This window comes from Neorhizobium sp. LMR1-1-1.1 (assembly GCF_040675795.1).
Taxonomy (GTDB): domain Bacteria; phylum Pseudomonadota; class Alphaproteobacteria; order Rhizobiales; family Rhizobiaceae; genus Neorhizobium; species Neorhizobium cellulosilyticum.
In genome coordinates this window covers 68,481-94,795 of record NZ_JBEGHE010000036.1, presented here as the reverse complement: position 1 = coordinate 94,795, position 26,315 = coordinate 68,481, and the positions used below count along the sequence as shown (strand labels likewise).

At 60.1% G+C, this 26,315-nt stretch carries 19 protein-coding genes, 1 tRNA gene and 1 pseudogene; 13 read left to right on the top strand and 8 right to left on the bottom strand.

Translation table 11 applies throughout. The features are described 5' to 3' along the window. Positions 1 to 19: 19 nt before the first annotated feature. Positions 20 to 1,345 carry a dicarboxylate/amino acid:cation symporter gene (locus MRBLMR1_RS20860; protein ID WP_148145074.1) on the bottom strand — a complete coding sequence of 442 codons (1,326 nt, stop codon included), beginning with the start codon at positions 1,343 to 1,345 and terminating at the stop codon, positions 20 to 22. Positions 1,346 to 1,561: 216 nt separating this feature from the next. On the opposite strand from MRBLMR1_RS20860, the gene MRBLMR1_RS20855 reads away from it, so the two are divergent. From MRBLMR1_RS20855 to MRBLMR1_RS20845, 3 genes are all read left to right on the top strand, one after another. Next, positions 1,562 to 3,397 carry a sensor histidine kinase gene (locus MRBLMR1_RS20855; protein ID WP_148145073.1) on the top strand — a complete coding sequence of 612 codons (1,836 nt, stop codon included), beginning with the start codon at positions 1,562 to 1,564 and terminating at the stop codon, positions 3,395 to 3,397. A gap of 2 nt (positions 3,398 to 3,399) precedes the next feature. Further along, on the top strand, positions 3,400 to 4,752 hold the full coding sequence (locus MRBLMR1_RS20850) for a sigma-54-dependent transcriptional regulator (protein ID WP_500066016.1): 1,353 nt from the start codon (positions 3,400 to 3,402) through the stop codon (positions 4,750 to 4,752). Positions 4,753 to 4,997: 245 nt separating this feature from the next. Further along, a complete protein-coding gene (locus MRBLMR1_RS20845) occupies positions 4,998 to 7,466 on the top strand; it encodes a DNA translocase FtsK (RefSeq protein WP_500066014.1) in 2,469 nt (822 codons plus the stop codon). 18 nt (positions 7,467 to 7,484) lie between these two features. Here MRBLMR1_RS20845 and MRBLMR1_RS20840 read toward each other — a convergent pair whose 3' ends face one another. From MRBLMR1_RS20840 to osmF, 4 genes are read right to left on the bottom strand one after another with little or no spacing between them, the layout of a single operon-like run. After that, positions 7,485 to 8,222 (bottom strand): ABC transporter permease, encoded by a 738-nt coding sequence (locus tag MRBLMR1_RS20840; protein ID WP_148145070.1) that lies wholly within the window; start codon positions 8,220 to 8,222, stop codon positions 7,485 to 7,487. Beyond that, complete coding sequence (locus MRBLMR1_RS20835; protein ID WP_500066012.1) at positions 8,219 to 9,157, bottom strand: ABC transporter ATP-binding protein; 939 nt, start codon at positions 9,155 to 9,157, stop codon at positions 8,219 to 8,221. The genes MRBLMR1_RS20840 and MRBLMR1_RS20835 overlap by 4 nt, the downstream gene beginning before the upstream one ends. Beyond that, the gene (locus MRBLMR1_RS20830) at positions 9,154 to 10,320 is read right to left on the bottom strand and encodes an ABC transporter permease (RefSeq protein ID WP_500066010.1); all 1,167 of its coding nucleotides are present in this window, start codon (positions 10,318 to 10,320) and stop codon (positions 9,154 to 9,156) included. The genes MRBLMR1_RS20835 and MRBLMR1_RS20830 overlap by 4 nt, the downstream gene beginning before the upstream one ends. Before the next feature lie 39 nt (positions 10,321 to 10,359). Then, positions 10,360 to 11,271, bottom strand: a complete 912-nt coding sequence (gene osmF, locus MRBLMR1_RS20825) for a glycine betaine ABC transporter substrate-binding protein OsmF (protein WP_500066008.1) — start codon at positions 11,269 to 11,271, stop codon at positions 10,360 to 10,362. Positions 11,272 to 11,565: 294 nt separating this feature from the next. On the opposite strand from osmF, the gene fdnG reads away from it, so the two are divergent. From fdnG to MRBLMR1_RS20780, 9 genes and pseudogenes are all read left to right on the top strand, one after another. Beyond that, the gene (gene fdnG, locus MRBLMR1_RS20820) at positions 11,566 to 14,661 is read left to right on the top strand and encodes a formate dehydrogenase-N subunit alpha (protein WP_183685751.1); all 3,096 of its coding nucleotides are present in this window, start codon (positions 11,566 to 11,568) and stop codon (positions 14,659 to 14,661) included. Beyond that, on the top strand, positions 14,661 to 15,641 hold the full coding sequence (gene fdxH, locus MRBLMR1_RS20815; protein ID WP_404945617.1) for a formate dehydrogenase subunit beta: 981 nt from the start codon (positions 14,661 to 14,663) through the stop codon (positions 15,639 to 15,641). The genes fdnG and fdxH overlap by 1 nt, the downstream gene beginning before the upstream one ends. Further along, on the top strand, positions 15,641 to 16,357 hold the full coding sequence (locus MRBLMR1_RS20810; protein ID WP_148145066.1) for a formate dehydrogenase subunit gamma: 717 nt from the start codon (positions 15,641 to 15,643) through the stop codon (positions 16,355 to 16,357). The genes fdxH and MRBLMR1_RS20810 overlap by 1 nt, the downstream gene beginning before the upstream one ends. A 131-nt stretch (positions 16,358 to 16,488) precedes the next feature. Further along, positions 16,489 to 17,412: a formate dehydrogenase accessory protein FdhE gene (gene fdhE / locus MRBLMR1_RS20805; protein ID WP_500066006.1), complete on the top strand. Its 924-nt coding sequence runs from the start codon at positions 16,489 to 16,491 to the stop codon at positions 17,410 to 17,412. Positions 17,413 to 17,416: 4 nt separating this feature from the next. After that, complete coding sequence (gene selA / locus MRBLMR1_RS20800; RefSeq protein ID WP_148145064.1) at positions 17,417 to 18,817, top strand: L-seryl-tRNA(Sec) selenium transferase; 1,401 nt, start codon at positions 17,417 to 17,419, stop codon at positions 18,815 to 18,817. Further along, positions 18,804 to 19,625 (top strand): tetratricopeptide repeat protein, encoded by an 822-nt coding sequence (locus tag MRBLMR1_RS20795; protein WP_500066004.1) that lies wholly within the window; start codon positions 18,804 to 18,806, stop codon positions 19,623 to 19,625. The genes selA and MRBLMR1_RS20795 overlap by 14 nt, the downstream gene beginning before the upstream one ends. Beyond that, positions 19,622 to 21,535, top strand: a pseudogene (gene selB, locus MRBLMR1_RS20790) (selenocysteine-specific translation elongation factor); the annotation flags it as partial. The gene MRBLMR1_RS20795 and the pseudogene selB, both read left to right, overlap by 4 nt. A gap of 27 nt (positions 21,536 to 21,562) precedes the next feature. Continuing rightward, positions 21,563 to 21,658 (top strand) — tRNA-Sec (locus MRBLMR1_RS20785). A gap of 13 nt (positions 21,659 to 21,671) precedes the next feature. Further along, positions 21,672 to 22,055, top strand: coding sequence for a hypothetical protein (locus tag MRBLMR1_RS20780; protein WP_148145061.1), 384 nt, complete (start codon positions 21,672 to 21,674; stop codon positions 22,053 to 22,055). 68 nt (positions 22,056 to 22,123) lie between these two features. On the opposite strand, the gene MRBLMR1_RS20775 is transcribed toward MRBLMR1_RS20780, so the two are convergent. From MRBLMR1_RS20775 to selD, 3 genes are all read right to left on the bottom strand, one after another. Continuing rightward, positions 22,124 to 23,191 (bottom strand): transglutaminase-like domain-containing protein, encoded by a 1,068-nt coding sequence (locus MRBLMR1_RS20775; protein WP_148145060.1) that lies wholly within the window; start codon positions 23,189 to 23,191, stop codon positions 22,124 to 22,126. A 169-nt stretch (positions 23,192 to 23,360) separates the two neighbouring features. Further along, entirely contained in the window at positions 23,361 to 23,753 is a 393-nt protein-coding gene (locus tag MRBLMR1_RS20770) for a hypothetical protein (protein WP_286195034.1), read from the bottom strand. An 89-nt stretch (positions 23,754 to 23,842) separates the two neighbouring features. Further along, positions 23,843 to 24,892: a selenide, water dikinase SelD gene (gene selD, locus MRBLMR1_RS20765; protein ID WP_500066001.1), complete on the bottom strand. Its 1,050-nt coding sequence runs from the start codon at positions 24,890 to 24,892 to the stop codon at positions 23,843 to 23,845. Between the two features lie 243 nt (positions 24,893 to 25,135). On the opposite strand from selD, the gene MRBLMR1_RS20760 reads away from it, so the two are divergent. Next, positions 25,136 to 26,233: an RHE_PE00001 family protein gene (locus tag MRBLMR1_RS20760; RefSeq protein ID WP_148145058.1), complete on the top strand. Its 1,098-nt coding sequence runs from the start codon at positions 25,136 to 25,138 to the stop codon at positions 26,231 to 26,233. Positions 26,234 to 26,315: the final 82 nt, after the last annotated feature.

The window sequence follows — 26,315 nt, the reverse complement described above, 5'->3', positions numbered from 1 at the left end:
CATCCAAGCCTTGGGAGGCTTATTCGGCGGGCTGCAGGTTGCCCGGCACGGTGACGTTGGAGCCCTTGGCGAGGGCGGCGTCCAGCATCTCCTTGTCGAGTTCGCCTTCCCAGCGTGCAACGACGATGGTGGCAACCGCATTGCCGACGAGGTTGGTCAGCGCGCGGCATTCCGACATGAAGCGGTCGATGCCGAGGATAAGCGCCATGCCTGCGACCGGAACGGACGGAACGACCGAGAGCGTTGCAGCAAGCGTAATAAAGCCTGCGCCGGTAATGCCTGCAGCACCCTTGGAAGAGAGCATTGCCACGAGCAGAAGCAGGATCTGGTCCATGAGCGAAAGGTCGATGCCGGTAGCCTGGGCAATGAACAGCGCCGCCATCGTCATGTAGATGTTGGTGCCGTCGAGGTTGAAGGAATAACCGGTCGGGATGACCAGTCCCACAACCGAGCGCTTGCAGCCGGCACGTTCCATCTTCTGCATCAGGTTCGGCAGGGCAGCTTCCGAGGAGGAGGTGCCGAGCACGAGAAGCAGTTCTTCCTTGATGTAACGCAGCAGGGCGAAGATCGAGAAGCCGTTATATTTCGCCACCGCGCCGAGGATCACGACGACGAACAGGATCGCGGTGATGTAGAACGACAGGATAAGGAAGGCGAGGTTGGCAACCGAACCGATGCCGTATTTACCGATGGTGAAGGCCATGGCGCCGAAAGCGCCGATCGGGGCGGCCTTCATCAGGATTGCGACGAGGCGGAACATCGGGGCGGTGAGCGCAGTCAGGAAGTCGTAGACCGGCTTGCCCTTTTCGCCGACCATGCCGAGCGCGATGCCGAACAGGACTGAGAAGAACAGCACCTGCAGGATATCACCCTGCGAGAAGGCGCCGACGATCGTGTCCGGGATGATGTTCATCAGGAAGCCGGTGATCGTCGTCTCATGCGCCTTGGTGGCGTAGGCGGCGACTGCCTTGCCGTCGAGCGTTGCCGGATCGATGTTCATGCCGGCACCCGGCTGCAGCAGGTTGCCGACAATGAGGCCGACGATCAGGGCCAGCGTCGAGAAGGTCAGGAAGTAGAGCATCGCCTTGCCGGCAACGCGTCCAACTTTCTTGAGATCCGACATGCCGGCAATACCGGTGGCGACAGTCAGGAAGATCACCGGTGCGATGATCATCTTGACGAGCTTGATGAACGCGTCGCCGAGCGGCTTCAGGCTGGCGCCGAAATCAGGCCAGAAATGGCCGATCAGCATGCCGATGACGATAGCGGTCAGTACCTGAACATAAAGCTGGCGGTACAGCGGCAGCGGGGCACGCGGCTGCGTGGAATCGGGTATTGCAATCATTTTGTCCTCCATCGCACCACAACCAACCAGCTGGCTCTTCCCGGGCGCATTGATGTCGGAAGCAAGGCAGCAAGAGGTGTGCCAGTTTGCCGCCTGTGGCATAACGTCTTGATTGCAATCAATTAAATTGTGTTTCGCCATTTGTTGGTTGAGATTTGAGCGGATTTCCGCACGGTCATATTTGTATTGTGTGCGGATTTATGCTCAATTGCGCCCATGTCTACGCCTCAGATAGCCGAGCGCCTGCCGGCAACGCGCCGCACCTGGATTGTTTTCTGCCTGGTGGCCCTTGTCGCCTGTGCCGCGGTTTTTTACGTTGCGGGTGTTTATGGACGTGCGACGGCACTTGCCGGACTGTCTTTGCAGGGCCGGACGGAGGCGAGTCTGAAAGTGGCGCTGTTGCAGGCCGTACTCGAGCGGCCGCGCGCACTGCCCCTGCTCCTGGCGCAGGACCGCGATGTGGTCGACACGCTATCTTCCAACGATCCTGCTGCCAGGATTACCCTCAGCCGCAAGCTTGAAGAGCTGATCGCGCCTACCAAGGCGGCGGTGATCTATGTCGTCGCAGCGGATGGTATCGCGGTTTCGGCCAGCAACTGGCGCGAGGAAAAGAGTTTTGTCGGCAACGACTATACATTCCGCAGCTATTTCTCCCGCGGCATGCAGGAGGGGGGAGCGGAACATTTTGCACTCGGTTCCGTCAGCAACCGGCCGGGTCTATATATTTCATACAGGGTAGGTTCGCCAGAAAAGCCGTTGGGCGTCGTCGTCGCCAAGATGGAATTCGATCAGCTGGAGGCCGATTGGGGCGATACGCAGCGACCGTCTTTCGTCACCGACAACAATCATGCCGTGCTGATTACGACCATACCCTCCTGGCGTTTCATGACGACGAAGCCACTTCCGCAATCGAGCCTCTCGTCCATTCGCGAAAGCCTGCAGTTCGGGGATGCACCGCTTCTCCCCCTGCCGATGACGCGGCTGGAAACCCTGGCGCCGGATGCGGACATCATACGGGTTCTTCTGCCGGGAGGCGGGCAGATCCGCTATTTGCAGATCTCTGTCCCCGTTGCCTCGACTGGCTGGCATTTCCAATATCTCCTGCCGATCGACGGAGCCGTTGCTGCGGATATGCGTGAATTCCGGCTGATTGCTGCGCTGGGGCTCCTGGTCTTACTTGCCGTGACGGCGGTCTGGATCCGTCGCCGGCAGATGGCGCAGGCGCAGATCATCGGTGCATTGGCTGCGCGCGAAGAGCTTGAACGGCGTGTCGATGAGCGGACGCGCGACCTCAGCCTGACGCGTGACAATCTGCAGGCGGAAATTTCCAACCGAAAATCGACAGAGGTAAAGCTACAGGCGGTGCAACAGGATCTGGTGCAGGCTAATCGTCTTGCAATCCTTGGGCAGGTTGCCGCCGGTGTCGCGCATGAAATCAACCAGCCGGTGGCCACCATTCGGGCTTATGCCGATAATTCCAAGATTTTTCTCGAGCGGCAGCAGATACAGCCGGTGAAGGAAAATCTGGATCTTATCGCCTCTCTCACGGAGCGGATCGGCGCGATTACCGATGACCTGAAGGCGCTGGCGCGGCGCGGTCGCACGGCAGCCGAGCCGGTTTTGCTGGCAGAGGTGCTTGAAGGTGCAGTGCTGCTGCTGCAGAGCAGGTTCACGGGGTCGCTTGACATGCTGACTATCGAACCGATTGCGGCCGATCTGGAAGTGATGGGAAGCCGGTTGAGGCTGGAGCAGATCTTCATCAATCTTCTGCAGAACGCGCTTGAAGCGGTGGAGGGACGCGAGAGGGGGCGGGTTACCGTTTCGACGGTGGCGACGGATGAGAAGGTATCCGTCGGCGTGGCGGATAATGGTCCGGGAATCGCTTCCGGCATTCTCGCCGAACTATTCCAGCCGTTCAATTCTTCCAAGGAAAAGGGGCTGGGACTTGGGCTGGTCATCTGCAAGGACATCGTGGCGGACTACGGCGGTCAGCTTGATGTAGAGACGGGTGAGACCGGGACCCGATTTACCGTTCATCTGAAAAGAGCCTGAACATGACCGAAGCCGTTCCCGTTTTTCTTATCGATGACGACAAGGATCTGTTGAAGGCGACCGCCCAGACTTTGAGCCTTGCCGGTTTCGATGTCCGCTCGTTTTCGACGGGCATCGAGGCTCTGTCGCAACTCGGCGACGGCTTTCCCGGCGTGGTCGTCTCGGATATCCGCATGCCGGGGCTGGACGGATTGCAGCTTTTCGACCGGATCGCGGGCTTCGATCGTGAATTGCCGGTCATTCTGATGACCGGCCACGGCGACATACCAATGGCGGTGAAGACTATCCAAAATGGCGTATATGACTTCATCGCCAAGCCGTTTGCGACCGAGCGGCTGATCCAATGTGTCCGGCATGCCGCGGAAAAGCGGAGCCTCGTGATGGAAAATCGGCGGCTGCGCGCTGCCGGTGCCGAAGCTGACGACGGTTTGCCGCTGATCGGCCAGACGTCTGTCATGGAGCGGTTGCGTCATATGCTTCGCCAGATCGCCGATACCGATGTCGATGTGCTGGTGACGGGAGAAACGGGCAGCGGCAAGGAAGTGGTCGCGAGCATGCTCCATTCATGGAGCCGGCGATCGACCGGCAATTTCGTTGCGCTGAATTGTGGTGCTCTTCCCGAACAGGTGATCGAGAGTGAGCTTTTCGGTCATGAAGCAGGGGCATTTACCGGGGCACAGAAGAAGCGGGTCGGCCGGATCGAGCATTCGAGCGGCGGTACGCTGTTTCTCGACGAGATCGAGAGCATGCCGCTTTCCGCCCAGGTGCAGATGTTGCGGGTCCTTGAAATGCGCGAGGTCACACCGCTTGGCACGAACGAGGTGCGCCCGGTGGATTTGCGCGTCGTGGCAGCCTCGAAGGTCGATCTCGGTCACCCTGACCAAAGGGCGGTCTTTCGCGAGGATCTTTATTACCGGCTGAATGTGGTGACGTTGACGATCCCACCACTCAGGGAACGGCGCGAAGACATTCCGCTCCTGTTCAACTACTTCACCAGAAAGGCCGGGCAGCGTTTCGGTCGCGAGGTTTCGGACCTGCCGCGCCAGGTGGTCGAGCATCTGCGGGATCATCCGTGGCCCGGTAATGTCCGCGAGCTTTCCCATTACGCTGAGCGATTCGTGCTCGGTCTTGAACCGTCTGCACCGCTGTCGGCGCCACTGGCCAAGGGCGAAGATGGTGCGGGCCTGCCAGAGCGGGTGGAGCGTTTCGAGGCTGATATCATTCGCGAAACGCTGACCGAGTTCGGCGGTGACGTTCAACAGACGATCACAGCGCTCGGCATCCCGCGCAAGACATTTTATGACAAGCTTCAACGTCATGGAATCGTTCGAAGCGACTACGCGGAACGCCGCTGAAAGCCCTGTATTTGTGAGGTTTCTACCGCTCCGCCTCGCGGGTTGATGGTGTGGTCCAATCTTCGTTCGCTCTAAAATGATGCGGAAAAGACCGGTCTCGGAAACACCTGGTTAAGGTTTTCTTTTTATTAACAGGGACCGGTGTGATCACGTTGTTTGATGGTTTCGCGTACATGCATTTTCCGCCTTCCCGCAAAGACATTTCCCCAGTCGAAGACGCCAATTGGAGTGACGAACAAGAGTTCGTGGCCGCCAATGACGCGGAGCAGCCTCTGCCGTTGCCGGAGCCGATACCGGCGGTCGAGCTGGATCCGGAAAAGCTTCCGACATGGCAGCGCGCTTTCATACTGGCGCCCAATGTGCGCTTTACCCGCACGCCCGGCCGCGGCCCTGCCAAGCAGGACGTCGTTACCGTCGAGGAGACCGGTCATACTGAGAGCGCGGCTCCAGCACAGGCGCGGCAACCAATCGCCATCTCCATGCCCGCGGGCCAGTCGGCTCCACATCATGCAAATACAGGTTCCCAAGTGACTAATCTCCAGCGCCGCATCGGCCAGGCATTCGCACCATCCGCGCCTGCTGTTCACGTTTCGCAGCCGATCGAGGCAGCCATGCAGCGGGTCGTCGAACAGCCGATCTATCGTCAGCCTGTCGCGGCTGCTCCTATGCCCGCGCAGCCGGAAAGCACGCCTGCGCAAAATGCACCCACCCGCCGCGTAACGTCGATCCCGGATCATTTGATCTGGGAAATGATGAGCCTTGGTGCTTCGGAGAATATCGAGCAGAAAGCTCCGTCACGAGAATTGGCTGCGCCTCAGGTCGCGCAGAAGCCTGTTCCTGCGGCGCTGAAGCCGACCGTTACCCGTTTCGTGCCGCCGGCACCGGTGCATATTCCTGTTTCGGCCGTTGTTGAGGCCGCACCGGTCATTGCTCCCGTCGTTCACGAAGCGCCGTCTGCGATCGATCTTTATCGCCAGATCGCGATCAGACAGGTTGCGCCTTCTCCGTTCGCCGCAGAGCCGCAGTCTGTGCCGTTTATAGAGCCCGCCGCTTATGCCACGCCGATCGAAGTGGTCGCTGAACAGCCAGTGCTGGTGGCGGAACCGGTCGAAATTCAGCCCGCCGCGCCGGTTGCCGTTCGCAAGCCGCGTGTGCTGCAATTTACTGAAGACTACACCTTCCCGGATATCGATCTCCTGCAGGTCGCCGAACCGCGCGAAGAGCAGACGATGAGCCAGGAGGCGCTGGAACAGAGCGCCGGACTGCTGGAAAGCATTCTCGAGGATTTCGGCGTCAAGGGCGAGATTATCGACGTTCGTCCCGGCCCGGTCGTTACGCTTTACGAATTTGCCCCGGCTCCGGGTGTAAAATCCTCGCGCGTCATGAACCTGTCGGACGATATCGCCCGTTCGATGTCCGCTCTGTCCGCCCGCGTCGCCGTAATCCCCGGCCGCAACGTCATCGGCATCGAATTGCCGAATGTCGAACGCGAGACCGTTTATCTGCGTGAACTGGTCGAGAGCAATTCCTATATCGGCACCGATTACCGCTTGCCGCTTTGCCTCGGCAAGACGATCGGCGGTGAGCCGGTTATCGCCGAACTCGCCAAGATGCCCCATCTTCTGGTTGCCGGAACGACCGGTTCGGGCAAGTCGGTTGCGATCAACACGATGATCCTGTCGCTGCTCTACCATCTTCGCCCCGAAGAATGCCGGTTGATCATGGTCGACCCGAAGATGCTGGAACTCTCCGTTTATGACGGCATTCCGCATCTGCTGACGCCGGTGGTTACCGATCCGAAGAAGGCCGTTCTGGCGCTGAAATGGGCCGTGCGCGAGATGGAAGAGCGTTATCGCAAGATGTCGCGCCTCAACGTTCGCAATATCGATGGCTTTAATGCCCGCGTCGCCGAAGCCCGTAACAAGGGCGAGACGATCATGATCAGCGTGCCGGTCGGTTTCGACCGCTCGACCGGCGAGCAGGTGTTCGAGGAACAGGCTCTCGACCTGACGGCGCTGCCTTATATTGTGGTCATCGTCGACGAGATGGCCGATCTGATGATGGTCGCCGGCAAGGAAATCGAAGGCGCTATCCAGCGTCTGGCACAGATGGCACGTGCCGCGGGCATCCACCTGATCATGGCGACCCAGCGTCCGTCCGTCGATGTCATTACCGGCACGATCAAGGCGAACTTCCCGACCCGTATCTCCTTCCAGGTGACGTCGAAGATCGACAGCCGCACGATCCTCGGCGAGCAGGGTGCCGAACATCTTCTCGGTCAGGGCGACATGCTGCACATGAAGGGTGGCGGGCGGATTGCCCGTGTCCACGGCCCGTTCGTCTCCGATTACGAAGTCGAGAAGGTCGTCGCGCATCTGAAGACGCAAGGTCAGCCCTCTTATCTCGGCAGCGTGACCGAGGACGAGGAAGAAGACGACATCGAACAGGACGAGGACGCAGCCGTCTTCGACCAGACTTCGATGGGCGCGGAAGACAATGGCGACGATCTCTATGAGCGTGCCGTCAAGATCGTGCAGCGCGACAAGAAGTGCTCGACGTCCTACATCCAGCGTCGCCTGTCGATCGGCTATAACCGTGCCGCATCGCTGGTGGAGCGGATGGAAAAGGAAGGTCTCGTCGGTGCCCCGAACCATGTCGGCAAGCGCGAGATCCTCGGGCCGCAGCAGGTTCAGCCGCGAACCAGTGAAGAGTGAGATCTATCGGAGAGCCGTCTAGGCGGCTTTCCACTTCGTCAGCGATCGTTCCAGCATCGACAGAATATCGAAGACGAGGATTGCAAGGGCGGCGACGAGAAGCGCGCCCTGCAGGATGAAGGCGAGGTTGTTCGACTGCAGTCCTGCGATGATGACTTCACCGAGTGTCTTTGCCGCCACGGTGGAGCCAATCGTGGCGGTGCCGAAACCGATGACGGTCGAAATCTTGATGCCGCCGACGATCATCGGCAGGCTGAGCGGCAGTTCTATCTGGCGGAAAATCTGAGAGCGTGTCATTCCATTGCCTTTGGCGGCATCGATGATGTTCCGCGGCACGGTCGTCAGCGCCGTCATCGTGTTCTCGAAAATCGGCAGAAGCGCGTAGAGAAACAGCGCGACCAGCGTCGGTCCATTGCCGAAGCCCATGGCCGGGACGGCCAGTGCCAGCACGGCGACCGGAGGAAAGGTCTGGCCGATATTCACTATCGCTCGGGCAAGCGGCAGGAATTCGGCGCCGAAGGGGCGGGTGACGAGGATCGCCAGTGCGACGGCAATCACCGTGGCAAGCAGAGTTGCGAAGAACACCATGCGCACATGTAGCAGCGTCAGAGCGGCAAGATCGCCCTGATTGTAGATTGCCGGTGCATTGGCCTGAACCAGGGGCTTGAAGGCGAAGTCGAAACTCTCCGGTGAGGCGAGAAAGCCAACCAGTAGGAAGAGAAGAATGATGCGGGGTGCAAGGCGAACAAGGCTCATTGCGGCCTGGCCGCCTGGCGCAAAAGTGTCTGCAACCGTACGCGACCGAGCGGCTTGCCGTCATCCGAGACGACGGGAAGCGTATCCGCGCCGCTCCACATCAGGGCAGCCAGGGCATCCTGTCGTGTTCGGTTCTCCTCGATCGGCTCTCCGTCGGCCTCTCCTGGTTCGATTATTCCAGCCAAGGTGTCGAGCGACAGAAGCCGGAACGGACGGTCGAATGTACCAACCAGTCCTTCGACAAAGGATGTTGCAGGTGCCTTCAGGAGATCGATGGGGCGGCCATATTGCAGGAGCCTGCCCTTGTCCATCACCGCAATCGTGTCGCCGAGATGGAAAGCCTCGTTGATATCGTGGGTGACGATGACGATTGTCGTGCCGAACCGCTTCTGGATCGCCAGAAGCTCGTCCTGCGCCTTGCTGCGCAGAACCGGGTCCAGCGCGCCAAAGGGTTCGTCCATCAGCAGGATTTTCGGTTCGGCCGCAAGCGCGCGGGCGACGCCGACACGTTGCTGCTGGCCACCGGAAAGCTGGTGCGGATAGCGGTTTGCAAAAGCTGCGGGATCGAGCTGGAAGAGATCGAGCAGTTCGGCAACCCGCGCGTCGATCCGCGATTTCTCCCATTTGAGCAGGCGCGGCACGGTTGCGGTGTTTTCGGCGACAGTACGGTGGGGAAACAGGCCATGGCCCTGGATCGCATAACCGATACGCCGCCGCAGTTCGTGGCCGGGAATGTTGCGCGTGTCTTCCCCGCCGATCAGGATCGTGCCCTCGTCCTGCGAAACGAGCTGATTGATCATCCGCAGAAGTGTCGTCTTGCCGGAACCGGATGTGCCAACCAGTACAGCAATCGTGCCCTCGGGGATCGCGAACGAGACGCTGTCGACCACGGCCTTGCCGCCATAACGCTTGGTGACGGACTGGATATCGATCATGTGGCGCGGACCTCGCTGCCGGGTGCTCTGCTGAAATCCACCAGCGCATCGAGGACGATGGCGGCGACGAATGACATGGCGACGGTCGGCAATGCGCCGAGCAGAACGAGGTCCATCGCCGACTGACCTAGCCCCTGGAAGACGAAGACCCCCATGCCGCCGCCGCCGATCAGCGCCGCAATCGTCGCCATGCCAATATTCTGGATCAGAACGATGCGGATTGCTGCAAGCAGGCTCGGGAAGGTCAAGGGGAACTCGATCGAGACGAGCCGCTGAAAGTCGGTCATGCCGGCGCCGCGTGCGGCATCATTGGCCTCGCGCGGCACGTTTTCGAGACCGGCGACCGTGTTGGCGACGACCGGCAGGAGCGAATAAAGCACGAGTGCGACGAAGGCGGGTGCTGTCCCTATGCCGGAAATGCCGATTGCGGCGGCTCCGGGTATGTGCGCGGCCACCCAGCCGAGCGGCAGGATCAAAAGGCCGAAGAGGGCAATCGAGGGGATGGTCTGCAGGATATTGAGCGTGTTGAGTGCCGCCGCCCGCAGCCATGATATGCGATGGGAGATGACGCCGAGCGGCAGACCGATCAGGAAGGCGACCAGCATGGAGCCGAGCGCCAGCATCGCATGACGCGACATCTCGGCCCAGAATGCATCCGAGCGGTTCACATATTCCTTCATCACCGAGATATCGGCGAGGATGCCGGATGCGAATATGCCGCCGATCACAGTCGCCGCGATGACCAGCAGCAGCAGTCGTGCAGCCGGTGAAAGCCTGAGCCTGGCGACGACGTCGATGAAGGCGAGCGAGAGGCTGAACAGAAGCAGCCAGAAGCCCGAGCCGGGCGATACCCGGGCATAGGTATTGCCTGGTGGAAGTCCGGCATGCGCCGCTCCTCCGAGAGCCAGAATGGCGGCAAGCAGTCCGGCCGTCGCGATTGCCAGCCGCGCGAGAGGCGGCAGGCGAATGAGAAGACAGACGGCCACGATCACCATGGCTGCGACCAGCGCGATGCCGGAGACGGACGGCAGCCCCTCGATCAGCGAGCGTCCCTGTCCCTGCAGGATACGGTTCGGCTTGACCACGATGAAGGGGAGCGCAAAGGTCGCAACCAGGATGAGGGCGCCCATCAGCACGCCCGTCTTTTCCAGCCCTCTGAGCAAGCCGCTGCCCTTTCTCTCGGTGTTAAAGCTATGCGGGACTTACTTGAGGAAGCCGTTTTTCTTCAAAAAGTCCTCGGCGACGGTCTTGGCCGGCTCGCCGCCCACTTGAACGCGGCCGTTCAAATCCTGAAGGGTCACGAGATCCAGTTTCTCGAAGACGGGCTTCAGCAACTCGGCAATCTTCGGGTTCTTTTCGAGCGTTGCCTGACGGATGATCGGGGCCGGTTGATAGACCGGCTGAACCTTCTTGTCGTCATCGAGCACCACGAGGCCGGAAGGCGCGATGCCGCCATCCGTGCCGTAGACCATGGCCGCATTGGCGCCATTCGTCTGGTTGGCTGCTGCTGCGATCGTTGCTGCCGTGTCGCCACCCGAAAGCGTGATCAGCTGCTCGGGCTTGAGCTTGAAGCCGTAGGTCGTCTGGAAAGCAGGAAGGGCGGCTGCCGAATTTACGAATTCGGCCGATGCGGCAAGAACGATATCGCCGCCGCCGGCGATGAACTTGCCGAAATCCGAGAGCGTTTTGAGCTTGTTTTCATCCGCAGCATCCTGACGCACGGCGATGCCCCAGGTATTGTTGGCGGGTGAGGGTGTCAGCCAGACAATCTTGTTTGCGTCGAGATCGAGCTTCTTCACCGTGTCATAGGCTTGTACCGGATCTTTCCATGCCGGATCATCGGCTTTTTCGAAGAAGAAGGCGCCGTTGCCGGTATATTCCGGATAGATGTCGATCTCGCCGGCCGTAATCGCCTTGCGCAGAACCGGCGTCGCACCGAGCTGGATGCGGTCGGTCGACTCGATATTGTTGGCCTTCAGCACCGACAGGATGATGTTGCCGAGCACGCCGCCCTCGGTGTCGATCTTCGACGAGACGACGACCTGTGCCGATGCCGCCGTGGCGGAGAGGGACAAGGCGAGTATAAAGCCCGCAAACTTAGTGGTGAGCGACATCGGAGCTTCCCTGGTTTCCTGGAACCGGCCGCAATGCCGGCGCGTTTGATGAAGTGGTTCGCAGGAAAGCTAGAGCGCCGGTCAAAAGTGTCGAGGACGATTCCACTAACGAATGCCCGGAAGTAGAAAAACCTTCGTTTTTTTATCGAGTTAAGGCGAAAAGGAGGGCGCTGGAACGTTGTTTGTCGAAATCCGTCACAATGTCGGCACTCAGGTCGCCGTCAACTTGACATGAGGTGGCTCCGGCATAATGTCGCACCTGGTTCGTTCTATTAGAATGGAGAAAAGTTCACAATGAATATGGACCTCTCGAGGCGCAGCTTTTTGAAGCTCACCGGGGCAGGGGTTGCGGCGACTTCCATGGGCGCGTTGGGTTTTAGCGAAGCTGAAGCTGCTGAAATCGCTCATGTGCGGCCATTCAAGCTGGCCACAACCACGGAAACCCGCCAGACCTGTCCTTACTGTTCCGTCGCTTGCGGCATCATCATCTATTCCAAGGGTGATGTGCGCAAGGGTGACAATGCGGAAGTTATGCACATCGAAGGCGATGTCGACCACCCCACCAATCGCGGGACGCTCTGTCCCAAGGGGGCGGCGCTAAAGGACTTTGTAAAGTCCCCGACTCGCCTCCTCTACCCGATGCATCGCAAGCCCGGTTCGGACAAATTCGAACGCATGTCCTGGGACGAAGCTCTCGACCGCATCGCGCGGCTGATGAAGGACGACCGCGACGCCAACTTTCTCGCCAAGAACGAGAAGGGACTGGATGTCAATCGCTGGACGACGACGGGTATGCTCGCAGCGTCGGCCACCTCCAACGAAACGGCTTGGGCAACTTTCAAGTTCGCCAAGTCCATAGGTATAGTCGGTTTCGATAATCAGGCACGCGTCTGACACGGCCCCACGGTGTCCAGTTTGGGCCCAACTTTTGGCCGTGGTTCAATGACGAATGCTTGGACCGACATCAAGAATACCGACCTCGTCGTCGTCATGGGCGGCAACGCGGCGGAAGCGCATCCCTGTGGATTTAAATGGGTGACGGAAGCAAAGGCCCATCGCGGCGCCAAGCTGATCGTCGTTGACCCGCGCTATACCCGTACGGCCTCCGTATCGGATTATTATGCGCCGATCCGCCAGGGTTCCGACATCGCCTTCCTCAATGGTGTGATGAAATATTGCATCGATAACGGCAAGGTGCAGTGGGAATACATGAAGGCGTTCACCAACGCCTCGTTCATCGTGAAAGACGGTTTCGGCTACAAGGATGGCCTGTTTACCGGCTATGACGAAGAAAAGCGCGACTACGACAAATCCACCTGGGATTATGTCATGGGCGATGACGGCTTTGCCGTGACCGACCCGACGCTTGAGCATCCCCGTTGCGTCTGGAACCTCTTGAAGGAGCATCTCGCCCCTTACACGCCGGAACTGGTGGAACAGGTCTGCGGCACGCCGAAGGAGAAATTCCTGAAGGTTGCCGAGATGATCTCGGAATGCTCTAAACCGACCAAGACAATGACGTCGATGTATGCGCTAGGCTGGACCCAGCATTCCAAGGGTTCGCAGAACATCCGCGCCATGGCGATGCTGCAGCTGATCCTTGGCAATATCGGTGTACGCGGTGGCGGCATGAACGCGCTTCGTGGCCACTCGAATATCCAGGGTCTGACGGACCTCGGCCTGATGTCCCATCTCCTCACCGGTTATCTGACGATGCCGACTGAGAAGGACACCGACTTCGAGACCTACATGTCGACGCGCCAGTTCAAGCCGCTTCGTCCGGGGCAGACCAGCTACTGGCAGAACTACAAGAAGTTCATGGTCTCGTTCCAGAAGGCCATGTGGGGCGACGCTGCGACGGCCGAAAATGGCTGGGCGTTCAACTACATACCGAAACTCGACGTTCCGGCATACGATGTCCTTCGCATGTTCGAACTGATGAACAGCGGCAAGGTCAACGGCTATATCTGCCAGGGTTTCAACCCGATCCTCGCCTTCCCCAACCGGGCCAAGATCACGTCTTCTCTGTCGAAGCTGAAGTTCATGGTCACCATGGACCCGCTGGAAACCGAGACCTCACGGTTCTGGGAAAACCACGGCGACTTCAACGACGTGGACACCGCATCCATCAACACCGAAGTGTTCCAGCTGCCTTCGACCTGCTTTGCCGAGGAAGACGGATCGCTCACCAATTCGGGCCGCTGGCTGCAGTGGCACTGGCAGGCAAGCTCGCCTCCGGGCGAAGCCAAGCACGACAGCTGGATCATAGCCCAGATCTTCCTGCGCATGCGGGAACTGTATCGCAAGGAAGGCGGTGCTTTCCCCGATCCGATCCTCAACCTGTCTTGGGCTTACGAAGACGAGAACGAACCGACGGCGGAAGAGCTGGCGAAGGAGATCAACGGCCGCGCGCTGAGCGATCTCATGGACCCGACCGATCCGAGCAAGGTTCTGGTTGCTGCCGGCAAGCAGGTGGTCAACTTCTCGCAGCTTCGCGACGACGGCTCGACCATGGCTGGCTGCTGGATCTATTCCGGCTGCTGGAACGAGCAGGGCAATAATATGGGTCGCCGTGACAACCACGATCCGGACGATACCGGCGCCTATCTGGGCTGGACTTTCGCCTGGCCGCTGAACCGCCGCACGCTCTACAACCGTGCATCCGCGGATATTAACGGCAAGCCTTGGGATCCGACCCGCAAGCTGCTCGAATGGGATGGTTCCAAGTGGACGGGTTATGACGTTCCCGACATTTCGCCGACGGCGAAACCGCAGGATGTCGGCCCGTTCATAATGAACCAGGAAGGTGTTTCGCGTCTGTTCGCTCGCGGCATGATGCGTGACGGTCCGTTCCCGGCACACATGGAGCCGTTCGAAAGCCCGGTCGAAAACGTCTTCAATCGCAAGATGCGCGGCAACCCGGTTGCCCGCGTGTTCAAGTCGGACGCCGAACAGCTCGGTACGTCGGCGGAGTTCCCCTATGCGGCGACCTCCTACCGTCTGACCGAACATTTCCACTACTGGACGAAGCACAACCGGGTAAACTCGGCGCTTCAGCCGGAATTCTTCGTGGAAATCTCGGAAGAGCTGGCTGCGGAAAAGAAAATCGAGCATGGCGGCTGGGTCCGGGTATGGTCCAAACGTGGTTCGATCAAGGCCAAGGCCGTGGTGACGAAGCGCATCCGGCCGCTCATCTGCGACGGAAAGCCGGTGCATATCGTCGGTATTCCGCTGCACTGGGGCTTTACCGGTTCGGCGAAGAAGGGTTTCGGCCCGAATTCGCTCGCGGCCTTTGTCGGTGACGCCAATATCGAAACTCCGGAATCGAAGGCGTTCCTCGTCAATATCGAACCTTCGACCGCACCCAAGGACAAGGAGGCAAGCGTCTGATGGCCAATACCATGGACAGCCCGCGCACCGCCGTCAGCAATCCGCCGGTGCAGCCGATGGAAACCAACCTGACGCAGCGTGACCTCATCCGTCGCTCTGCCACATCCGAGCTGCCGCAACCTGAGCGGCAGCTCACTCCCGTCGCAAAGCTCATCGACGTTTCAAAATGCATCGGCTGCAAGGCCTGCCAATCGGCCTGCGTTGAGTGGAACGACACCAATCCGGCTATCGGCGAAAACGTCGGGGTCTATACGAACCCGCACGATCTTTCCGCCGACATGTTCACGCTCATGCGGTTTACTGAATGGGTGAACCCGGAGACCGACAATCTGGAATGGCTGATTCGCAAGGACGGCTGCATGCATTGTGCCGATCCGGGCTGTCTGAAGGCCTGCCCGTCGCCGGGCGCGATCGTGCAGTATTCGAACGGCATCGTCGACTTCGTGCATGAGAATTGCATCGGCTGCGGTTATTGCGTGAAGGGCTGTCCCTTCAACATTCCCCGCATCTCGAAGACGGATCACAGGGCTTACAAATGCACGCTCTGTTCCGACCGCGTTGCCGTGGGCCAAGGCCCGGCCTGCGCCAAGGCCTGTCCCACACAGGCGATCGTCTTCGGCACCAAGGAAGACATGAAGAAACATGCGGAAGGCCGGATCGCAGATCTGAAGTCGCGCGGTTATGCCAACGCCGGTCTATACGACCCACCGGGCGTCGGCGGCACGCACGTCATGTATGTGCTGCACCATAACGACAAGCCGCATATCTATGCGGACCTGCCGGACAACCCTGCCATTTCCGCCGTCGTGCAGACGTGGAAGGGTGCGACCAAATATGCCGGTCTCGCAGTGATGGGGCTTGCTGCGGCAGGCACGATCCTGCACGGCCTGTTCGCCAAGGCCAACCGCGTGTCGAAACACGAGGAACAGGAAGCGCAGGAAGCCGTTGATCACGCCGACAAGCGTGAGGAGGACGCCTGATGAGCAGTCTAGCGGATAACACCTCTGCCAACGTCGCAGCTGCCAAGGCGGGTGCCGAAGACACGATCCGACGTGGCCCGCCGGTCGAAGTCGTTCGCTACGGCATCGGCAAACGCATCAATCACTGGGTCACTGCGATCAGCCTGATCCTGCTGCTGTTGTCCGGCCTTGCCATGTTCCACCCGTCGCTGTTTTTCCTGACCGACCTCTTCGGCGGGGGGCAGATGACGCGCTGGATCCACCCGTGGATCGGCATCGTGCTTTTCATCTCCTTCTTCATCCTGTTCGCGCAGTTGTGGAAGCTGAACCTGCCCAACCGGGATGACGTGAAATGGGCCTCGCAGATCGGTGACGTGCTCGGCGGACATGAGGAGCGATTGCCGGAACTCGGCAAATACAATGCCGGCCAGAAGTTCATTTTCTGGGGCATGGCGGCGCTCATTATCGTGCTGATTGCCACCGGCATCATGGCCTGGGAACAGTATTTTGGTTTGCTGACCAGCATACCGACCCAGCGTGTGGCACTTCTGGTCCACTCACTTGCCGCCGTTGCCATTATCCTGGTCTTCATCCTGCATGTCTATGCGGCTATCTGGACACGCGGCACGATCAGCGCCATGACGCGCGGAACCGTGACCGGCGGCTGGGCCTGGCGCCACCATCGCAAGTGGTTCAAGGACATGGCTGGACGCGGCAGGATCGATCCGGCAGAATAACAAGGAAGGGCGTTGCGCGCCCATGCGTGCGACGCCCCTTAGGTTTCAACGACGCATCTGTTCTTCGAGGCTGTCTGCCTTCGAAACAATGCGCGACAGGAAGCTGTGGCCGGTCGGCCCCGCGAGGTAGAATGTCCGTATCATCCCTACAGCCCGATCCATCTATGATCGGGGGCATTTCCAAGGCGCCTTTTGCCCTGATGCCGCACCCTGCCCGCTTGTTCAAGGAACGGGCTACACGCTTCGAGGTGTTGGCCGAAACCAGCAATCTCGCTCCTTATCTCAAATTTCTTGCCGGTATCGCGCGCATTCAGGCCGATCTCGTTTCCGAGCTGGCGCCTTTAGAGCCGATCGAAACCGGGCAAGCTGCGCGTGCTCGCGAAGGTGCCATGCCGCCGATCGATCGTTCAGCGATGATCCTGTCGGACGATTATCGCAAGACCGTGAGGCTTTTCCTCGATCGTGCGCAGGCTCTGGAAATGCCGGCAGCTGCGGCGGAAGCGCTGAAAGCGGTTCGTTCCGCCGAAGACGATACGCTTGCCTGGATGGCAGAGAACGTGATCACTGACAGCCTGCCGGTGGAAAGCCTTGCGCATCACCTCTATGTCGCCGCCGCGACGCAGGTTCATGCGGCACGCCTTGCCGCCACGCTTGATGGCAAGGCGCTGGTACCGGTATCCGTCGGTGTCTGCCCATCCTGTGGCGGCAAACCGGCCGGATCCATGGTGATCGGCGTGCAGGGGGCGGAAGGAGCGCGTTACGCCTGCTGCTCCTGCTGCGCGACGATGTGGAACGAAGTTCGGGTGAAATGCCTCGCCTGCGGCTCGACCAAGGGTGTTGGCTATCGCGCGGTTGAAATCGATGGTGGCGAGGACTCCGTGATCAAGGCCGAAACCTGCGATAGCTGTAACAGCTGGAGCAAGATTCTCTATCAGAACAAGAACCCGACGCTGGAAGTGATTGCCGACGATGTTTCAAGCCTCGGCCTCGACATTTTGATGAAGGAAACCGATTATCGCCGTGCGGGCTTCAATCCCTTCCTGATCGGATACTGAGCCGATGCCGGGATTAGCCGATCTTCGCCATCTGCCATCCGTCGACCGGATGATGAACCTGCCTTCAATTGCGCCTCTGATCGAGCGCCATGGCCGCGGCGTGGTGACCGACGAGTTGAGGGGCGTGCTTGTCGATATCCGGGAAGCGGTGAAGGCCGGCGCCGAGGTTCCCGATGAGGCGGGTGTGCTCGCCTCGCTCATCAGCCGCCTCGGTTATCTGGAAAAGTCCAATCTGCGGCCTCTCTTCAATCTCACAGGCACGGTGCTTCATACCAATCTCGGTCGCGCGCTGCTTGCAGAAGAAGCAATCGCCGCGGCAGTCGACGCGATGCGGGATGCGGCAGCGCTCGAATTCGATCTCGATACCGGCAGGCGCGGTGAACGAGACAGCCATTTGCGCGAGCTTCTTTGCGAACTGACCGGAGCCGAGGACGCGACGATCGTCAACAACAATGCGGCGGCCGTGCTGATTTCGCTCAATGCGATCGGTGCCGGGCGTCAGGCGATCGTTTCACGCGGTGAGCTGATCGAGATCGGCGGCGCATTCCGAATGCCCGACATCATGGAGCGCGCTGGCGTTGAGCTAGTAGAAGTCGGCACGACCAACCGCACGCATCCGCGCGACTATATCAAGGCGGTCGGGCCTGAGACTGCGCTGATCCTCAAGGTTCACACTTCCAACTACCGGATCGAAGGGTTTACGGCGGAGGTCGAGGGTGCCGAGCTTGCGAGGATCGCCAGGGATCTGGGGGTTGCGCTGCTGAACGATCTCGGATCCGGCACGCTGGTCGATCTTTCTCGCTACGGGCTCGCCAAGGAGCCAACCGTGCGCGAGGCTATAGTGGAAGGCGCCGATCTCGTGACGTTTTCCGGCGACAAGCTGCTTGGCGGGCCGCAGGCGGGATTCATCGTCGGCCGCAAGCACCTGATCGCCGAAATCAACCGCAACCCGCTGAAGCGGGCACTGCGGGTCGACAAGATCCGCATCGCAGCGCTTGCCGCAACGCTGAAACTCTATCGTGATCCGGATCGACTGGGCGAACGCCTGCCGACGCTGCGCATGCTTTCACGCAAGCAGCCGGAAATCCGGGCGCAAGCGGAGCGTCTGTTGCCACAAGTCACATCGCTGCTGCAGCGACAAGGTTACGGTGTCGAGATCTGTCCGTGCTCGAGCCAGATCGGCTCCGGGGCGCTGCCGGTCGATACTGTCCCGAGTGCCGGGTTGCGGATCACTGCCGCATCAGGCAGTGCGCTGGAAGCACTGGCATCACTGTTCCGCTCGTTGCCGCGGCCGATCCTTGGACGGTTGCAGGATGGCGCCATGGTGCTGGATCTGCGTTGCCTTACCGATGAAAATTCCTTCATCGCGAGCCTTTCCGAGGGGACGGGTCATGCGCTGGCTTGACCGGCTGCGCGGCAAGGCGGCGGAAACTGCGGCTGATACGGTTTCTGTCGAGATGGAGCGTGCTCTGGCTGCGGCCAATGCCGGCGATTACGAAACGGCGTTGGCGCTTTGGGAGCCGCTCGCTCGTGCGGGCAATGCCCGTGCCCAGAACAATATCGGGGCCTGTTTTGCCGAAGGTCTCGGTGTGGTATCCGACCGGCCGCTGGCGCTGAAATGGCTGACATTGTCAGCTGAAGCCGGCGATCCTGTTGGCCAGCGTAACTGCGCGGCCTTTTACATGCAGGGTTCCGACGCAATCGGGTCTGATGCGGATCCGGCAAGGGCAGCAAAGCTTTATCGCCTTGCCGCGGAACAGGGAGATGCCCCGGCTCAGGATATGCTGAGCTGGCTTCTGCTCGAAGGCGAGATCATCCCGTCCGATCCTGCAGAGGCAAAGTCATGGGCCGAACAGGCAGCCGAAGCCGGCATCGCGGCCTCTATGACCCGCCTCGGCATGCTCTACCACAATGCGCTCGGTGTCGACCGTGATCCGGCACAGGCCGTCTACTGGTGGCGCAAGGGAGCCGCGGGTGATGATGCGGATGCGCAGGCCATGCTGGGAGCTGCCTACCATATGGGTGCAGGAATGCCGGCCGACCGCGTTGATGCACTCGCATGGCTGCTTCGTGCCCTGAATGGCGGCAGCGCTCTTGCCCAGCCGTTTCTGAACGCGGCTCGCGAAAACCTCACGTTGGCCGAGACGACGGAAGCTGAACGCCGCGCGAAACTGCCGCTCTCGGAGATTATCGCCGCGCGAGGCAAGTTATGATCATCGGAACCGCAGGCCATATCGATCACGGCAAAACGGCGCTTGTTAAGGCGCTGACCGGTACCGACGCCGACCGGCTGAAGGAAGAAAAGGCGCGCGGCATCACCATTGATCTTGGTTTTGCCTATGCCAAGTTTTCAGGCGATGCCGTCACCGGTTTTATCGACGTGCCCGGCCATGAGCGTTTCATCCACACCATGCTGGCGGGTGCAGGTGGAATTGACTACGCGCTGTTGGTGGTGGCGGCCGATGACGGGATCATGCCGCAGACCCGAGAACATCTCGCCATTCTGGACCTGCTCGGTATCGACCGTGGTATCGTTGCGCTGACCAAGGCTGATCTGGCGGATGAAGAGCGGACCGCCACGGTTTCCAATGAGATCCAGGCCCTGCTTGCCCCCACGCGCCTGAGCGGTATCGATATCCTGCCGGTCTCTGCGCTGACGGGCCAAGGTATCGAGAAGCTTAAGTCGATCCTTGCCGAGGCCGAGCGGGCAACTGTCGAGACTGCGATTGACGGCCGCTTCCGTCTTGCCATCGATCGTTCTTTCACGCTTTCGGGTGCCGGCACCGTCGTCACTGGCACGGTTCTTTCCGGTTCGGTTGCGATCGGCGATGCGGTTACCGTCTCGCCTTCGGGCCTGTCGGCCCGTATCCGCTCCATCCACGCGCAAAACCAGAAGGTCGAGCGCGGGTTTGCCGGACAACGCTGCGCGCTCAATCTCGCCGGTGAGGCGATCGCCAAGGATGCAATCCATCGCGGCGACATGGTGGTCGACCCTCTCCTGCACGCTCCGACTGACCGGATCGATGCCGAGCTCTCGGTGCTGGCGAACGAGCCCAAGGCGATCGGCCAGTGGTTTTCTGCGCGTTTTCATCATGAAAGCGTCGAGACCGGAGTGCGCATAGTGCCGCTCGAAGGGCCGGTGGCGCCGGGCACGACCGCTCGCGTGCAGCTTGTGCTCGATCGTGCGATTGCAGCAGCGGTTGGAGATCGTTTCATCCTGCGCGATGTTTCGGCTCAACGCACCATAGGTGGTGGATCTCTCATCGACCTGAGGCCGCCCGCCAGAAAACGGCGCACGCCTGAGCGGCTAGAACAGTTGGCGGCCGCGAGCAGGCCCACTGCAGCCGAACAGCTTGCCGCATTGCTGGATACCGCGCCCTACCTGGTCGATCTCGACGCATTTGCCCGCGACCGTGCGATGGCACCACCGCAATTGACGACCGTGACGGACGCAGCCGGTATCCTGTTGGTCGAAGCTGGAGGTGTCGGTTACGCCATGTCGGCCGCCCATCGCGGGGCCTTTTCCACGCAACTGATCGAACTGTTGACGACCTTCCACGCGGAAAACCCGGAGTTGCAGGGCCAAGGCCGCGAGCGGCTGCGCATGGCTATGACGCCGCGCCTTCCAGCACCTGCTTTTCTCGCCGTCATGCGTGCCGAAGCCGCGATCGGCAATATCGTGCTTGAGGGCGCGTTTCTACGCTTGCCCACCCATGTGGCGCAGTTGGGGGAGGAGGAAGAAGCACTCTATTCCGAAATTCTGCCGTATCTGACCGGTGAAAACCGTTTCCGCCCGCCGCGCGTGCGCGATCTTGTCGAACTGATCGGCGTCGAAGAGCGCGAGATACGGCGTGTGCTGAAACTTTGTGCCCGGCTCGGTCGTGTCGACCAGATCCGCCACGACCACTTCTTCACCCGCGAAACCACGGCGGAGATGGTGCGGATCGTGCGCGAGCTGGCGGCCGTGGCGGAACATGGGGAATTCGTTGCCGGATCCTTCCGGGACCGGGTCAACAACGGTAGAAAGGTCGCGATCGAAATCCTCGAGTTTTTCGATCGCCATGGTGTAACCTTGCGGCGCGGTGATCTTCGCCGTATCAACCCGCATCGGCTCGACCTGTTCGGCCTGTCCGGTCCTGATGCCGAAAATGGAAGAGAATCGTCCCCGGTGGGGCGTCCGGACTTCAAATCCGGGTGGGGCAGCGACGCTGTCTTGGGTGGGTTCGACTCCCATTCTCTTCCGCCATCAGGAGAAAGTCATGAGTAGTCCTCCCGCCGATAGCGATTTCGACGACTGGGTGATCGACACCTATGCCGAGACCGGCTCTTTCACCATGCTCTTCATTCTGGTCTCGATCAGGGAAACCAAGGTGGAACTGCTGCGCTCCGCATATCTGCATGTGGTGGGCGACGAGTTGCGCTGGCCCGACATGACGAACCTTTTTAGGGGCGCTGGTGTCAACTGGTCCGGCGCCGTGTTCTACCGTGCCGGTCGTGAGGGGCTTGTAGAAGATCCGGAGGCCAAGGCGCGTCTGGCTTCACTGGGGCGTAAGCTGGAAGAGGACCGGTCGTTGATCCGAGATGGCGAGTTTTTCAATGAAGATGGGCTTCGGCTATTGATCGAGGAAATCAAACCGCACTGATCGCAGCATACCCCTCCCATAAAAAACCACCCGCAAAGGCAGCTTTTTATGGGATCAAACGACCAGTATCAGCCCGTGATTTCCTTGGAGGAAATCGAATAGGCGAATGTCTTCGGGCTCAGGCAATCCACTTCGCCGCGCGACGTGAAGGCTGCGGGATACATGAAGAAATTCTGGCGGATTTCGTTGCCAGGCAGGGTGATGTCACGGGCTGTGTTGTAACCAATCCAGTTCATTTCCCAGTTGCCGAAAGCCTTCTGGCGGAAAGCCTGGACGGCATCGTTGTCGAGTGGCAATTTCTCCTCCAGCACAACCTTGCGGACGTCTGCCGGGTCGACCGGAACCCAGCCCTGGCCTTCAAGATAGACTTCGGCGCGACAGTGCTGTGCACCGGTAATGTCGCCGGCGCGGCCGAGTGCCTTGAATTGTTCCGATGTCGCCACGCGAACACCAAAGACGTCACGGGCAGGAAGGCCAGCGGCACGGGCAAGCGCCGTGTACAGGCTGTTGATGTCGGCGCACTTACCGCCGAAATAACCGCTTTCCAGCATGTCCTTCACATTACCGACGCCGCAGCCGGCGACATTGGCGTCGCGGAAGGTGTTCTCGACAACCCAGTCATAGATTGCGCGGGCCTTGTCCTCGTCTTTCTCACGGGCGCCGATGATCTTCATCGCCGTATCCTTGACGATGCCGTCGATCGGCGCGCTCGGCGTGGCGACGAGAGCGGCATCAAGTTCGGCCTGTGATACCGCAACGCCGTCGGCGATGCGATTGCGTGTCTGGACCATCTGGGTGAATTCGATGCTTCGTTTTCCGTCAGCCTGCCACTCGACAGAAAGAATATCAGCGCCTGATATGGCATCCTTCTTGATTGCGATCTGCTTCGAATCGGACGTCCAGTGCGGCGCAGATGCCTTCTGGTATTCGCCAGCCGACTGGGCAACAGGCAGCCACAGCTTTGCCGGGCCTGTCGTGTCCGTGAGGTCTACCTTGGTCGTTACCTCGAATGTGCGCCATGCGGCGATATCAGCCGCTTTGTCGGCAGCGAAAACCGGGTTTGCGCCGCGGGAAACGAAAGCGGCGGCAAGAGAGGCTGTTGCGGCCTGGCTGAGAAAACGGCGACGGTTCAACATACTGGGTCCAACTCCTGTCGACTGCGCATCACGCTGACCCATAACGGTTTCAGTACGTACAATGCGCGGCTCAAATTGCGATATAATGTCGCTTGGACTTACGCCTTTGCAGCAGTCGGCGAAACAGGAATTGTAGTTTTCAAGCTTTTTTGAGCGGTTCCCTCGGAAATCAGCAACCCTGTCTGGCCTCTGCCGCACCGACTGCGGGCTGCTCGCTGGGTACTGCCATGGCGAGATCAAGACCGCGCGCAGTTGGTGGCTGCCAGGTTCTGGATTCGGGCAGCGCGCCTTGGGGATTGGTTCCCATATGGGCGCCACCTGTGCCGCCGGTCCAGCCGGTCGAACCTATATTTCCGGGCGCGGTGCCATCGGCACTCCGGCGATCCGGCGCGGTTGCCGCTTCGGCCTTATTGGCTGAATTGCAGTCGCCTTTGCCTTCAAGGCTCTGGGCGGAAGGCGGAGAGCCGCTATTTTGCGTTTGGGCTGCCACCGGAACAACTGCCATCATCATGGCAGAGACGGCAAGAGAGGTCAGAAATCTGGCGTGAAAGACGGGCATCATGGGAACTCCTTCCATCGCCCACAACGCATGTGCACAAAGGCGAGTTCCCTTGGATAATCCGGTTGGATGACCGGATCAGACGAAGTCGATCAGCCGTTGACGACGATCCCGGCTGCGCCGTCTTCGACCGTGCCGACAATGGTTGCCAGCGGATAACCCGCATCCCGCGCCTGCTTTACCATCGCATCCGCCTTATCGGCAGCAACGGCAACCAGCAGGCCGCCAGAGGTTTGCGGATCTGCGAGCAACATCCTCTGCCATTCGGGCATATTTTCCGGCAGCGTAATCGCATCGCCATAGCTCGCCCAGTTGCGGACGGACGCCCCGGTAATGAAGCCCTGTTGCGCCAGTTCCTCGGCCTTCGCCAGAAACGGGATGTCGGCAAGGTTCAGCCGCAAGGTCAACCCGGAGGCACGCGCCATTTCCAAACCGTGGCCGAGAATGCCAAAGCCGGTAACGTCGGTGATGGCGTGAACGTCAATATCGGCGGCAAGCGTTGTGCCGACCTTGTTGAGCAGTGTCGTCGAGGCGATCATCTCGTCATACGCCTTTTTCGGCAGAGCATTCTTCTTGATAGCAGAGGAATAGATGCCAATGCCGATGCCCTTGGTGAGGATGAGCTTGTCGCCGGCCTTTGCTCCGCCATTGCGGCGCACTTGACTGGAGTGACAGATGCCGATCACGGCAAGACCATAGATCGGCTCGACGCTGTCGATGGAATGACCGCCCGCAACCGGGATACCGGCTTCAGCGCAGATCGATGCGCCACCTTCGAGGATTTTCGAGATCTTCTCCGGCTCCAGCTTGTTGATCGGCATACCCAGGATCGCAAGCGCCATGATCGGCTTGCCGCCCATGGCATAGACATCGGAAATGGCGTTGGTGGCGGCGATGCGGCCAAAATCGTAGGGGTCGTCCACCATCGGCATGAAGAAGTCTGTGGTGGCGATCACGCATGTATTGTCGTCGATCTGCCAGACAGCGGCGTCGTCTGACATCTCGTTTCCGACCAGAAGTTGTGCAAACGGCTGCGCGGCCGGCTGGCCTGCCAGCAATTTCTGCAGGACGGCGGGCGCAAGCTTGCAGCCGCAACCGCCGCCATGGGCAAGCTCGGTCAGACGAGGAGACGACATATCCATGGTATTCCTCCTTCGGATCGTGCCGTGATCATGGTTCGCGTGGCACGGGTTATGGAGGTGATAACGCCTTGATAACCGCGCGTCTATCACGTTAGGCCGATGTCATAGTTCAATCACTGAGTGGTGAGAGGGCCGGGTGTGGGCGGGGCGAGACAGCCGGCATCCGGTTTCCCGACAGGATTGTTCTTACAGCACGCTTCATTCGCTATGATGATCATAACGATTCTGGGATCGGTAAATAGCATGCGCTACAATTTCGCAGATCTGCCGTTGCATCGGCTGATGGAGCCGGTCTGCCGGGCGACTGCCGCGATCACGCGTCTTGATGAACGTGTCTTTCGATCGACGGTAGGGCAAGGTTGGATCGAACGTTCGCATTTCGTCGATTCGGTCGCGTCGCTCTGGATCGATGGCGAGCTTGTACATCTGGAAGATCTGGTGTTGCACGATGCGGCGATGGGCATTCGCGCACCGACGCATGAGCTGACGATTGCGTACGATATCCTGCGCACCAGACGGCGCATTATCGAAAACGAGCCCGGTTGGGCTCTGAGCCGGGAAGGGCTCAGCCAATTGCGGGGAAAGGCGGCAGAGCTTCAGCCTGCCATTCCGATCGAGAGCCCGCTCGAAACCAAACCCGCCGAGCTGCGGGATGAAGAGGATCCGCTGGCGCACTATCTGGCGGAGATCGACGCAGTCGTCGCTCGAAGCGAGGCCGCACTGTTGCAGGTCATGAGGCCATCCGAGCCGACTTACCCGAAGGAACGGGCTGCACTTCTTTATGAGCCGGATTGGGACGAGGATGAGCGGCTTGCCGAATGGCAGGATGTGGTCGAAAGAAGTGCGAACCTGCCGCCGGTCCTCAGGGCCGTGCTTTTGCTGGATGCCTGGAACCAGTTGCAGGTGTTGCAGCACGCTCCATGGCTGGGTCGGTTGCTGGCCGCATCGCTTCTGAGGAAGGAGGGTGTCACAACGGCGCATCTGGCGGCTTTCAATCTGGGGCTGAAACAGGTCGGGCGAGAACTGAGGACAAGTCCCAGGCAGGAGGTTCGTATTCTGGCCTTTCTCGAGGCGATCACCGAAGCCAGCCTGACAGGCTTGAAGGAACATGACCGCCTTGTGCTGGCGCAGCAGCAGATGCAGCACCGGATCGCCGGACGACGTCAGTCATCGAAACTGCCGCAACTTGTCGACCTCGTGTTATCCCGACCGATGGTGTCTTCGGGCATGATCGCAAAGTCTCTTTCGGTGACGCCGCAAGGCGCGCTGAAGATCGCTTCGGAATTGCATCTGAGAGAGCTGACGGGACGAGGACGGTTTCGTGCCTGGGGCATCATCTGATGCCATATCCTGTCTGCCGGAAGGCTGGCGGCCAAGGGCGTGGATCAAGGGCGCCGGTCAGCCGGCACCCTCGACACTTCGG